The sequence below is a fragment of the Streptomyces sannanensis genome (assembly GCF_039536205.1).
Classification (GTDB): domain Bacteria; phylum Actinomycetota; class Actinomycetes; order Streptomycetales; family Streptomycetaceae; genus Streptomyces; species Streptomyces sannanensis.
This window is the reverse complement of sequence record NZ_BAAAYL010000001.1, coordinates 4,177,918-4,189,951: the sequence shown is the minus strand read 5'-3', so window position 1 is coordinate 4,189,951 and position 12,034 is coordinate 4,177,918. Positions and strand designations below refer to the sequence as shown.

General features: G+C 69.8%; 13 protein-coding genes. 1 reads left to right on the top strand and 12 read right to left on the bottom strand.

Going from position 1 to position 12,034, the window contains the following annotated elements; genetic code table 11:
• Positions 1–16 precede the first annotated feature (16 nt).
• From ABD858_RS19910 to ABD858_RS19895, 4 genes are all read right to left on the bottom strand, one after another.
• On the bottom strand, positions 17–1,249 hold the full coding sequence (locus tag ABD858_RS19910; RefSeq protein ID WP_345044710.1) for an amidohydrolase: 1,233 nt from the start codon (positions 1,247–1,249) through the stop codon (positions 17–19).
• Positions 1,250–1,411: 162 nt separating this feature from the next.
• The gene (leuE, locus tag ABD858_RS19905; RefSeq protein WP_345039426.1) at positions 1,412–2,065 is read right to left on the bottom strand and encodes a leucine efflux protein LeuE; all 654 of its coding nucleotides are present in this window, start codon (positions 2,063–2,065) and stop codon (positions 1,412–1,414) included.
• Positions 2,066–2,123: 58 nt separating this feature from the next.
• On the bottom strand, positions 2,124–2,702 hold the full coding sequence (locus ABD858_RS19900; RefSeq protein WP_345039423.1) for a Uma2 family endonuclease: 579 nt from the start codon (positions 2,700–2,702) through the stop codon (positions 2,124–2,126).
• A gap of 88 nt (positions 2,703–2,790) precedes the next feature.
• Positions 2,791–4,371: an acyl-CoA mutase large subunit family protein gene (locus ABD858_RS19895; RefSeq protein ID WP_345039420.1), complete on the bottom strand. Its 1,581-nt coding sequence runs from the start codon at positions 4,369–4,371 to the stop codon at positions 2,791–2,793.
• Positions 4,372–4,653: 282 nt separating this feature from the next.
• Between ABD858_RS19895 and ABD858_RS19890 the strand changes: the two genes are divergently transcribed.
• Positions 4,654–5,526, top strand: coding sequence for a L,D-transpeptidase family protein (locus ABD858_RS19890; protein ID WP_345039418.1), 873 nt, complete (start codon positions 4,654–4,656; stop codon positions 5,524–5,526).
• Positions 5,527–5,729: 203 nt separating this feature from the next.
• On the opposite strand, the gene ABD858_RS19885 is transcribed toward ABD858_RS19890, so the two are convergent.
• The 8 genes from ABD858_RS19885 to ABD858_RS19850 form a co-directional block, all read right to left on the bottom strand.
• The gene (locus ABD858_RS19885; protein ID WP_345039416.1) at positions 5,730–6,638 is read right to left on the bottom strand and encodes a hypothetical protein; all 909 of its coding nucleotides are present in this window, start codon (positions 6,636–6,638) and stop codon (positions 5,730–5,732) included.
• A complete protein-coding gene (locus tag ABD858_RS19880; RefSeq protein WP_345044708.1) occupies positions 6,638–7,360 on the bottom strand; it encodes an RNA polymerase sigma factor in 723 nt (240 codons plus the stop codon). Before ABD858_RS19880 ends, ABD858_RS19885 begins: the two co-directional genes overlap by 1 nt.
• 244 nt (positions 7,361–7,604) lie before the next feature.
• A complete protein-coding gene (locus tag ABD858_RS19875) occupies positions 7,605–8,417 on the bottom strand; it encodes a hypothetical protein (RefSeq protein WP_345039413.1) in 813 nt (270 codons plus the stop codon).
• A gap of 20 nt (positions 8,418–8,437) precedes the next feature.
• On the bottom strand, positions 8,438–9,064 hold the full coding sequence (locus tag ABD858_RS19870) for an RNA polymerase sigma factor (protein ID WP_345039411.1): 627 nt from the start codon (positions 9,062–9,064) through the stop codon (positions 8,438–8,440).
• Between the two features lie 89 nt (positions 9,065–9,153).
• Complete coding sequence (locus ABD858_RS19865) at positions 9,154–9,483, bottom strand: hypothetical protein (RefSeq protein WP_345039408.1); 330 nt, start codon at positions 9,481–9,483, stop codon at positions 9,154–9,156.
• 121 nt (positions 9,484–9,604) lie between these two features.
• The gene (locus tag ABD858_RS19860; protein WP_345039406.1) at positions 9,605–10,558 is read right to left on the bottom strand and encodes a hypothetical protein; all 954 of its coding nucleotides are present in this window, start codon (positions 10,556–10,558) and stop codon (positions 9,605–9,607) included.
• 518 nt (positions 10,559–11,076) lie between these two features.
• Entirely contained in the window at positions 11,077–11,601 is a 525-nt protein-coding gene (locus ABD858_RS19855; protein ID WP_345039403.1) for an SMI1/KNR4 family protein, read from the bottom strand.
• A 10-nt stretch (positions 11,602–11,611) separates the two neighbouring features.
• On the bottom strand, positions 11,612–11,992 hold the full coding sequence (locus tag ABD858_RS19850) for a hypothetical protein (protein WP_345039401.1): 381 nt from the start codon (positions 11,990–11,992) through the stop codon (positions 11,612–11,614).
• Positions 11,993–12,034: the final 42 nt, after the last annotated feature.

Genomic DNA, 12,034 nt, shown 5'->3' with positions numbered 1-12,034 from the left:
AAGGCGAAGTGTCCGGTTACGAAGGGTGTCCGTCAAGCAGCGCGGCCGCGGTGAACAGCTCGACCGCGACCTGGATGGATGCCTCGTCCACATCGAAGTCGCCGCGGTGCAGATCGAGCTGGGAACGGGATCCGGGCACCCGGACACCGAGGCGTGCCATCGCGCCGGGCACCCGCTCCAGATACCAGGAGAAGTCCTCTCCGCCGAGGCTCTGTTCGGTGTCCTCGATCGCGTACGGCCCCCGGCGCGCGGCCATCGCGTCGCGCAGCAGCTCGGTGACGGCCGGGTCGTTGACGACGGGCGGGACGCCCCGGACGTAGTTGATCTGCGACTTGGCGCGGTGCAGTGTCGCGACCTCGTCGATCGTGGCGTGCACCAGGTCCGGTGCCTCGCGCCAGGTCCGCAGGTCGAGGCAGCGCACGGTTCCGGACAGCTCGGCGTGCTGCGGGATGACATTGCAGGTGTGCCCGGCCTCGATACGGCCCCAGGTGACCGAGAGCCCCGAGCGGGCGTCGACCCGGCGGGAGATCACGGCCGGGACCTCGGTGGCCACCTTGGCGGCGGCGGTGACCAGGTCGGTGGTGAGATGGGGCCGGGCGGTGTGGCCGCCGGGGCCGTCGAGGGTGACCTCAAGACGGTCGCAGGCGGAGGTGATCGGTCCCTGGCGCAGACCGATACGGCCGGCGTCGACCCGGGGGTCGCAGTGCACCGCGATGATCCTGCCGACGCCGTCCAGGGCGCCCGACTCGATCGCCTCGGACGCCCCGCCGGGCAGCACCTCCTCGGCCGGCTGGAAGACCAGCCGGACGGGGTGCGGCAACAGCCCCTGCCGGTCCAGATCGGCCAGGACCAGCCCGGCACCGAGCACGGCCGTGGTGTGCACGTCATGGCCGCAGGCATGGGCGCGGTCGGGAATGGTGGAGCGGTAGGGAACCCCGGTCTTGGTGTCCGGGATGGGCAGGGCGTCGATGTCCGCGCGGATGGCCAGTACGGGCCGTGGCCGGGCCGTCGGCTCCTGGGTGCCGATGTCGCAGATGAGGCCGGTGCCGGAGGTGAGCACCCGGGGCTTCAGCCCGGCCCGCTCCAGCCGGGCCTTGATCGCGGCGGTGGTGCGGAACTCCTGGTTGCCCAGCTCGGGATGCATGTGCAGGTCCCGGCGGAACACGATCAGTTCGGCACACAGGGACTCGGAGAGCGTGCCGGGCAGTGACACTCCCCCGGGCAGGTCGGCTTCGGACTGGCGGGACATCAACTGGTTCACCCAGTGAAGGGTAAGCCCATGGAAGGTCCAACTAACCCTCGATCAACAAAAGTTCAGCCCGATAGGGGACAGAAAACCGACGAGCGGACGCATGTCGATCGTGACCGCTGGGTAGACTCGGCCGTTCTGCCGCCGGCCTCGGCGACTACCTCACGCGCTGCTGAGCGACAGCTTCACCGCGAAGCCGAGGAAGAGCGCCCCCGCGGCCGAGGTCGCTCCGGCGGAGAGCCGCTTACGGCGCCGGAAGGCCGCGGCGAGCCGCGTCCCGCCGAATATCAGCGTCGACAGGTAGAGGAAGCTGCCCAGCTGGAGCAGCGAGCCCAGCAGCAGGAAGGACAGCGCCGGGTAGGCGTAGCCGGGGTCGACGAACTGTACGAAGAACGAGACCAGGAAGAGGATCGCCTTCGGGTTGAAGAGGCTGATCACGAAGGCGCGCCGGAACGGCCGCTCGGTGTCACCGGCGGGCTCGCCGGTCGCCACCTCCTCCACCCGCTCGCGCCGGGTCCGCCACAGCGACCAGGCGGCGCGGAGCATGCCGACGGCCAGCCAGGTCAGATAGCCCGCACCCGCGATCTTGACGATTCCGAAGAGCAGCGGGCTGGACTGCAGCAGCGAGGCGGCGCCGACCGCGGACAGCACCATGAGTACGGTGTCGCCGCACCACACCCCGGCCGCCGCGGTGTACCCGGCGCGTATCCCGCGGCGGGCGGAAACCGAGAGCACATACAGCGAGTTCGGTCCCGGCAGCAGGATGATCAGCACGAGACCGGCGAGATAGGTCGGAAGATCCGTCACACCGAGCATGAGGCGGAGTGTCGCACAGAGATACGACACTCCGCCTCATGTGTTCGCCTGGCGGATATCAGTCGTCGCCGTTGAGCAGCCGGTCCACCGGCAGCTCAAGACTGACGCCGATGGATTCGGGCAAGGGAACGGGCATCCCGCGCTTGTACGTCTCGCGTTTCCTGTAGACGCCGTTCCTCGGATCGGTGTACAGCAGGACCTCGTCATGCCTGCGGTCCGCCACGGAGTAGACCGGCACTCCGGCCTGTGCATAGCAGTCGACCTTGGGGCCGAGGTCGTCCGCCCAGTTGGAGGAAGTCACCTCCAGGACCATGCGGAAGACATGCGGCGCGTAGCAGTTCTTCTGGACATGCGCGTCCCGGAAGTCGGCGTCCACCAGGGAGAGGTCGGGAATCGCGTAGTCCTCCGGGCCCGTGGGCAGCCACAGGCCGATGGTCTGCACGAACCTGAGCCCTGCCGCTCTGGCGTCCTTGCCGAACTCCTCGATGGGCCAGGACAGCGCCAGAGCATGCGACCCGTCGGCCGGTGGCGTCACAGTGAGCCTCCCCTGGAGAACCTCCACTCGGTGCCCGGGCAGCTCACGGGAAAGCCGGTCGGCGGCCTCGCCGATCGTCGTCTCGTGCAGTATCACGGCCACGGCATCCTCCTTGGGGAGTCCACTGTTCATGAGCCTAACCAGCGCCGCCGGCCTTCCGCCCGGGATCACTCGTATGGAGTAGCCGCGCTCAGAACGCGTCGGTCGGGACGTACGTCCCCCACACCTCGCGCAGGGCGTTGCAGACTTCGCCGACGGTGGCGCGGGCCTTGAGGGCGTCCTTCATGGGGTAGAGGACGTTGTCCTCGCCCTCGGCGGCCTTCTTCAGGGCCGCGAGGGCCGTGTCGACCGCCGTCCGGTCGCGTTCGGCGCGGAGCCTGGCGAGGCGTTCGGCCTGCTGGGCCTCGATGGCGGGGTCGACGCGCAGCGGCTCGTACGGCTCCTCCTCGTCGAGCTGGTAGCGGTTGACGCCGACGACGACGCGTTCGCCGCTGTCGGTTTCCTGGGCGATGCGGTAGGCGCTGCGTTCGATCTCGTTCTTCTGGAAGCCGTGTTCGATGGCGCTGACGGCGCCGCCGAGTTCTTCGACCTTGGCCATGAGTTCGACCGCGGCGGCTTCGACGTCATCCGTCATCTTCTCGATGACGTAGGAGCCGGCGAAGGGGTCGACGGTGGTGGTGACGTCGGTTTCGTAGGCGAGGACCTGCTGGGTGCGCAGGGCGAGGCGGGCGGATTTGTCGGTGGGCAGGGCGATGGCTTCGTCGAAGGAGTTGGTGTGCAGGGACTGGGTGCCGCCGAGGACGGCGGCGAGGCCCTGGACGGCGACGCGGACGAGGTTGACTTCGGGCTGCTGGGCGGTGAGCTGCACGCCGGCGGTCTGGGTGTGGAAGCGCAGCATCATCGACTTGGGGTTCTTCGCCCCGAATTCCTCGCGCATGACCCTTGCCCAGATCCGGCGGGCGGCACGGAACTTGGCGACCTCCTCCAGGATCGTCGTGCGGGCGACGAAGAAGAAGGACAGGCGGGGTGCGAAGTCGTCGACGTCCATGCCGGCGGCGACGGCGGTGCGGACGTATTCGATGCCGTCGGCGAGGGTGAACGCGATCTCCTGCGCGGGTGAGGCGCCGGCCTCGGCCATGTGGTAGCCGGAGATCGAGATGGTGTTCCATTTCGGGATCTCGGCCTTGCAGTACTTGAAGATGTCCGCGATCAGCCGCAGCGACGGCTTGGGCGGGAAGATGTAGGTGCCGCGGGCGATGTATTCCTTGAGGACGTCGTTCTGGATGGTGCCGGTGAGCTGGTCGGCACTGACGCCCTGCTCCTCGGCGACCAGCTGGTAGAGCAGCAGCAGCAGGGCCGCGGGAGCGTTGATCGTCATCGACGTGGAGACCTTGTCCAGCGGGATCCCGCCGAACAGCACCCGCATGTCGTCGATGGAGTCGATGGCGACACCGACCTTGCCGACCTCACCGTGCGCGATGGCCGCGTCGGAGTCGTGGCCCATCTGGGTCGGCAGGTCGAAAGCGACCGACAGGCCCATCGTGCCGTTGGCGATGAGCTGCTTGTAACGGGCGTTGGACTCGGTGGCCGTACCGAAACCGGCGTACTGACGCATCGTCCACGGCCGGCCGGTGTACATCGACGGATACACCCCACGCGTGAACGGGTACGACCCCGGCGCACCCAGCTTCTCAGCCGGATCCCACCCATCCAGCGCGCCCGGACCGTACACCGGCTCGATCGGCAGACCCGACTCCGATTCGCGCGACATGTGCTGTGCCTCCCTTAGAGCTTCCTGACAAGGAGCTGGTGCCATACGTGCATCCACGCCGACCCTCGCGACGGACTGTAGCGGCGCCCGTGCGGCGAGTGGAGGGCCGCAGGCTGGGACCTTGCTCACAGCCCGCGGCCCTCCACCGTCCGGAGCCGCGGACCGGTGCGGAAGCGGCACGGAAGAGATGCCCTCCTTCATCATGCGCGTGCTTTGGCAACCATGCGGGCCGGGAAGTTGTCGTACAGGGACAGGGCTCATCGTGGGCCACAGGGGGGCGACATGGTGATACGCAGGACCTTGACGGCTGTCGCAGTACTGACGGCGGCCGCGGTGGGCGCCGGCTGTACGGCACAGGCCGCCCCGGACGGGGGCGGCACCAGGGCGGGCGGGCAGCCGTCGTCGGCCCGGTCCACCACGGCCACACCCCCGCCGGCGTCGCCGTCGCCGTCGTCCGCCGCTCCGACGCCGATACCGACGCCGACGCCGACGCCGACGCTCAAGCCGAAACCGAAGCCCTCGCCCAGGCCGCTGATGGCGACCGGCTCACAGGGCGAGCAGGTACGCGAGCTCCAGGCCAGACTGCGTCAGCGCGGCCACTTCGACCGCAGCCCCACCGGCTACTACGGCACCCTCACGGTCGCCGCCGTCACCGCGTTCCAGCGTGCGCAGGACCTCCCCCGTACGGGCGACACGGACACCCGCACCTGGCAGCGGCTGCTCGCCACGACCCGCAGGCCGGCGCGGGCCGAACTCCACCCGCCGACCGTCCGGCCGGTCGCCAAGCCCGATCCCCGCTGTATGACGGGACGGGTGCTGTGCATCAGCAAGACCAGCCGCACGCTCTCCTGGATGATCGACGGCCGGATCGTGTCGTCGATGGATGTGCGTTTCGGCTCGCAGTACACCCCGACACGTGAGGGGGTCTTCAGCGTGTACTGGAAGTCCCGGCACCACGTCTCGACGATCTATCACACGCCCATGCCGTACGCGATGTTCTTCAGCGGCGGCCAGGCCGTGCACTACTCCGCCGACTTCGCGGCCCGCGGCTACAGCGGTGCCTCGCACGGCTGCGTGAACGTCCGGGACAGGGGGAAGATCGCCGCGGTCTTCGAGCAGGTGCGCAACGGCGACAAGGTCGTCATCTACTGGTGAGCCGGCGGTGCGGAGGGGAAGGGCGCGGACGGGACCGGGGGAACGTGTCCCGTCCGCGCCAGGTGCGCCGAGCCGTAGGTACGGGGGGAACCCCGGCTCTTGCGCCGCCGATGACCAGTCGGCTCACTTACCTCTGCGCCGGCGGGCCCAAAAGTGTCACACCTGCCCGGTGAAAATCTTTCCGCGGACGATCCGGGATGGGCTCAGCGCGCGGCGACGGGCCGCTGAGCGGTGCCCGCCGACTCGGTCGTGGCGTCCGGGGCGGCGGCCGAGCCCGCCGTGCCGGAGCCGGTCCGGCCGGTGCCGTCGCTCCTGTCGCCGTTGCCGTTCTCGTCGTCCTCGGCGTTCCCGTCGCCCTTGTCGTTGTCCCTGGCGCCCGTGTCGCCGTCGTCGTCGCTGTTCTTGTCGGACCGGTCCTGCTCCTCGGCGAGCACCTGGTCGCAGAAGCGTCGGATCCTGGCCATTCCGTCGGCGGCGTCCACCAGCCGGCGCTTGCCCTCGCTGTCGACATGGCCGTCGCGGTAGTCGTGGCAGGCGTCGCGCACCGCGCGGTCCATGCCCTCGTCCGTGGACTCGGCACCCGGTTCCTCGCCGTCGCCGCTCTCGTCGTCCGTACCGGAACCGCTGTGGCTCGGTCCGGGAGTCTCCCGGGTGACACCGCCGTCCTGGGAAGGGATGCCGGGCGATGCCCCGTCGGACTCCGCCGACGGGGCATCGCCCGGGGGCGCGGCCACCGACACGCTGGCACCGGGCGACGGGCTTTCCCGGTCGCTGAACGGCACCGGGATCTGCAGTACGCCCGTACCGGCCGCCACCGCGACACCGCCGAGCGCGCAGCCGACCACGGCAGCCACGAGCCCCACCCGCACCGGCCGCAGACGCCGTCTCCGGGGGGCCGCGTGGGCAGCACCGCGGACCTGCCGGAAGGCGGCCAGCGCGGCCGCCTCGCCGGGCAGTTCCTGCTCGTGGGGACGGACCGAGACGCTTCCCAGGGCGGCGGAGAGCCGCTCCGCCTGGGCGCGTGCGTGATCGTCGACGGGCTCGACCGGCTCTCCGCGCAGCAGTCGTTCAGCGGCGTCCTCGTCGAGCCACTCGTAACGCTCGTCGGCCATCACATGTCCTTCTGCGTCCGCACGCGCGACTGCGTCACTCGGTCGGACGTCGCCGCGCTGTGGCGCGGTCCTCGCTGTGGGGGCACGGCGTCCAGTTCCGCCGTACCGCCGGTTACATTCCCTGAGTTCCCCTGCCCCGGCAAGACCGCCTGTCCGTTTCCCCCGTGGCCGTCGGCCGCGCCCAGCAGCTCGGCGAGCCGCCGGATCCCGCGGTGGGCCGCGGTGCGTACCGCGCCGGGGCGCTTGCCCAGGGTCTTGGCGGCACTCTTCGCGTCGAGCCCGACCACGACCCGCAGGACGACCGCCTCGGCCTGGTCCTGGGGCAGTTGGGCGATGAGGGCGAGCGTATCGCCTGTGGCGACGGCCGCGATCGCCTCGGCCGCGGTGTCGGAGGAGTCCGGCTTCCCCTCGAGTTCGGTCTCGTCGCCGCCGACCGAGGGGCGCCTGCCCCGCATACGGACGTGATCGAGGGCGCGGTTGCGGGCGATCCGCGCCGCCCAGCCGCGGAAGCGGTCCGCGTCACCGCTGAAGCGCTGCAGGTCCCTGGCGATCTGGAGCCAAGCCTCCGAGGTCACGTCCTCGGCCTCCGCATCGCCCACCAGGGTCCGCGTGTAGCCCAGGAGCCGTGGATGCACGGCGCGATACACAGTACGGAAGGCGCCTTCGTCCCCGTCCTGCGCCGCGAGTACCGCGGCCGTCAGCTCCGCGTCGTCCCCCAGCACTCTCTCTACCTGTCCCATCGCAGCTGGTCATCACTGCCGCGCCGCCCTGCGCGAACCTGCACGCTACGACTTTTTACAGGTGCGCGTCCATGTCTTGTACAAGTACCAACTACTCACTGACGGATCGCGGTGTGACACAAAGCGCAGCCACGGCGCTGAGAGAGGTACGGGGCCGCAACTCGGCCCCGACGGATGACGGCCGGGGCCTCTCCTGTGGGGGGGTGGCGGCCCCGGCCGTCCTCCCTCAGCCTTCCCCGCCCTCTTCTTTGTGCACATTTCCCTTCGCATCGGGCGCACCGTCACTTCGCCGCCTGACACCGGAGTTGCCGCGCTTCGACCCCTCAGCGGCCAACAGCCGCTCGCAGTAGTCCCGCACGGCGTTCCCGTCACCGCCCGCGGCCGTCACCAGCCGCTCGAAGGCGGTCGAGCCGTTCCGGCCGCCCCGCCCCTTTCCGGGGTCCGCGAGGTACGTACGGCAGTGCGCGGCCTCGGCGCGGCCTCCGGACACATGCGGCCTCCGCGAGGGCGTGATGTCCTGGCCGCGCCGGACCGGCTCGTCCGGCGCGGCAGTGCCGTCGCCGGCCGGCGACGAGGCGGTCGGCGACGAGGCGGTCGGCGTACCGGGAACCGGGGACGCGCTGCGCGTCGGCGGCGGAGCGGGCTCGGCGCGGCCGCCGAACGGTGACGGAACGGCGCCCGACACCGCGGCGATCGCCACACCGCCGAGCCCGGCCGTCACGGCCAGTCCGCCGATGAGCGCCTTCAGGGAACGCGGCCACGGCCGACGGCTCCGCGGCCGCCAGTCGTCCCGCGCACGCCGACGCCACCACGCGGGGGCGTGCACGTCCCCCTCACGCGCGGCCCGGAAGGCGAGTCGCGCCTGCTCGGCGGCATCGGGGTCGATCTCCGGTCCCCGCAGGGCCGCACCGAGCAGCGCGCCGACGGCGTCGGCGTCGATCGCGGGAGCCGTCGCGGCGCCCGCTCCGGCGTTCGCGTCCACCGTGGCGCCGGCAGTCGACGCGGCAGTCGCCCCCGGCTCTTCGGTCGGTGCTGCCACCGGCCTTTCGCGTTCCCGTCTCATGTCTCATCTTTCAGCGCGCGCGGCGGCGTGGATGTCACATTGCCGCCGTGGCCGGAGGCCAACTGCTCAGCCAGCCTCTTCAGTCCGCGATAGGCGGCGGTGCGTACCGAACCGGCACGCTTGCCCAGCACCCGAGCCGTGGCAGGGCCGTCCAGCCCCACCACCACACGCAGCAGCACCGCTTCCGCCTGCTCCGTCGGCAGGGTGCGGATCAGCTCCAGCGCTCGCTCGGTCGACAGCGTCTCGAGCGCTGCCACGGCGGTGTCCTCACCGCCGGGCAGCTCGAGTACGTCCTGTTCCAGTAATGCCTGACGCGGCCGGCGCTTCTGCCGCCGCAGATGGTCGAGCGCCCGATGACGGGCGATGGTCGCGGTCCAGCCGCGGAAGCCCGCGCCGTCGCCGCGGAACCGGCTCAGATCCCGGGCTATTTCCAGCCATGCCTCGGAGGCCACGTCCTCGGCGTCCTCGCCGACCAGGCCCCGCACGTATCCGAGAAGTCCCGGATGGACCAGCCGGTACGCGGTGGCGAACGCCTCCTCGTCCCCCTGCTGGGCCCGCTCGACGGCGATGCCGAGCTCCGCGTCGTATGCCTGCGGCCGACGCTGCTCCCCGCCCCTGCCCACGCTTCTCTCTCCGAGTCGAGACACGGGGGCACAAGTCCCCCCGTGCGTTCTGCGTGCGGCCACACAGATATGTCACAGACCGACAGGCCTCAATGTGACGAACCGACACAGAGTCTCCGTGCCGGCGGCCTGGGCGCCCGCCCATGCATCAGCAGATACATCTGCTGCACCGACTCCTCCGGCCCTGCCTCGAACCGCTTGACCACCTTACCGAGTGGATTCCACGCCCTCCCGTTCGGCATCAGCACCCCCACCGGCTGCCGGAACAGCTCCCTCTGTTCCGGGTCGAAGTCCACCCAACGCGCCGCAGCACGGCGCACGATCACCTCACCCGTGTACGCCCCGAACCCCTGGAGGATCCCGGCGACATCCTCCTGCGCGGGCCGGTTGCGCCGCAGGCCGTCGATCACAAGGTCCACCAGCCGCAGGCTGGCGACCGAGTAGTCGAGCGGCAGCCGACTGCGCCGGGCCAGTCGGGCGACGAACTCGGCGACGTACAGGGCGATCGCCGGGGCATGCCCGGATACGGACGGACCCGGATCAGAACAGTGAGTTGTCGCCTCGCAGCCGGCGCCGCAGGAACGTGGCGAAGGTCTGGTCCTCCAGGTGGGTGAGCGCGGTGCCGTTCGGCTCGATGTACGCAACGCGCCAGTCCTGAGGATCGTTCTTCATGGTGAGCCAGCCGAACGCCTTGCCCTCCACCTCTCCCCACTGCAGGAACAGCCGGTCCTCGTTCAGCCAGGCGGCCCGCGCGACGGGGAACACCCGCACCCCCGCGACGACCCCGCCGGGGAACTCCTTCATGACCGCCAGGTAGTCCTCCGGGAGCGCGTCGAACGACTCGCCCACGGCCCGGCCCAGAAGCTCCTCCGCGTACTGCCGGATGCCCGGGACACCGATACTCCGCACCTTGGTGACGACTTCCTCCAACGCCCCGATGTCCGGGTTCGCCAGTGCCGTGGCCGTCGCACGCATGTCGTCGGCGACATCCCAGAACGAGCCCGACTCGTATTCCTCATAGGTCTCGAACGCTGGAACTCCCTCGGGGCGTCCCAGAAGGGCCCGCGCGACGAACTCCGACGCGGTGAAAGGAAGGTCCAGCCACAGCTGGAAATCGGAATCCGTCAGGACGGTCGTCCAGTTCGCGGCGTCCGGGTCGCTGGTGTCCCACAGCAGCACGCCGTCACGGGCGGGGCGGCCCCACGGCACCATGCCGCCGGGCTGCGGGTGGAAAGGCAGCGGAAGCTCCTGCTCGCGGGTGCGCAGAGATTCCTCCATGTCCGCGATGCGCAGCGCGGCGTCCCGCGTGAAGTCCTCCAGGGAGCGCACGGGGAGGTCGGAGCGGCTGAGCAGCACGGAACCCGCGATCACCCCCTGCGGCACCGCCTGGAGCAGCAGTTCGAAGTCCTCGGGCAGGACCTGCCCGTAGCTGTCGCCTTCCGGTCGCACCGGGGCGCCGAGGCCGAGCAGCCGGACGACGTCGAGATGATTCATGTGTTTCTCCGTCAACTACTCGGGACTAAAGTCCCGGGCTTGCACAACGGGCGTCAGTGGCGGTGATGCTGCGTTTGCGTCCAGCCCCGCCCCGGCGCGTGCGCTCCGGTGGTGGGGCAGGGGCCTCGCGCAGCAGAGACTGGCATCGAGTACCGACCAGCGGCTGCACCGCTGTCCGCACCGCCTTCCGGCCCGGCTTCCTGGTCCTTACGCGTTCACCGCGCCCGGTGATCCGCTCTTGGCCGGTTCTGCGGTTGATGCCGACGATGCGGCTGGTTCCTCTGATGCTCACGCCTTCGTGTATCAGTTCGAGAAACCGCTGCTTCACCTCGGGGGGCACCCTCTTACCGCTAGGGCGCCCCCCTGCGGTGTTGCTTCTGTCTTTCATCGCCTACCCGGACGTCGGGTGTTGCGACGTTGATGAGAACCCAAGTGGATGGCGGGGCTCCGCTGATCGTCAATTCTTCACGTGGTGGTACCCCCTGTCACCAGGGCAGGAGATACCACCGTGTTCCTTTTCAGGGCAGGAATTCGTAGGACGGTCCGTCGGGCGCGCGGTTGCGGGAACACAACGTCACGTCTCTCCCCTTGAGATAGGCCAGCAACCACTCACTGAACGTCATCTCGTAGAGAGTCCACGCCGGACTGTCCATTTCCTGGACCACGACGCGCCAGGGCGACGAGGGGTCGTCGGGAACGCGAAGGAAAACCGCTTCGCCCGTCGTGGCCGTCGCCACCGGCATCAATTCGCCGGGGTTCGGCCCCACCGGACTGGGCAGGAACTCCGCCATGTCCTCCTCGCGCCAGAAATCGAGATCCAGCCTGATGTCCTTTCCCAGGCTGTGCAGAAGGTGACCGGCGGGGTGGTTCAGATACAACTGCCCGTTGATCGAGATCGAGCCGTAGGCGTCCACGATCTCACGGAAGTCCGCAGGGAATTCGACGCCGAGTTCCTGCTCCAGTTCGATCCACGGTGCCGGATCCGACCAGTTGAACCGAGGGTCACCCAGCAGGGCTCGGATCTCTGAAAGCGTTGCCACCACTTGGCCCCTTCTAGCGCGTCGAGCCGATGCCGGTCCGGGAGTGGATCGCAGTGCACGAGAACGTGTCCACGATTTCTCCGTTGGGTTCGTTTGCGGTCATTCCCACCTGCACAAGTGTGGGAACGGCCGAATGGGGATCTCCGTAGATGGGAACGTCACGCACGAGCACTTCGCCGGCGTACGCCCCGAAGCCCCGCAGTGTCCCGGCCACGGCGAGCGGCGGCGGATCCTCGCGGCGGATCCGCCCGATCATCCAGTCGACGTTCCAGAGGCTCCGCGCCGAGTAGTCCAGCCGGAGCCTGGCGCCCTCGCGCATCATCGCGACAATGTCCGCGGCCCAGCGGGCCGGATTCGCCACGGGCCTCGCGGCCTTCTCTTGCTGTGCGTTCACATCACACACAGCGGTCTGACCTCGGTGAACATCACCGGGTGA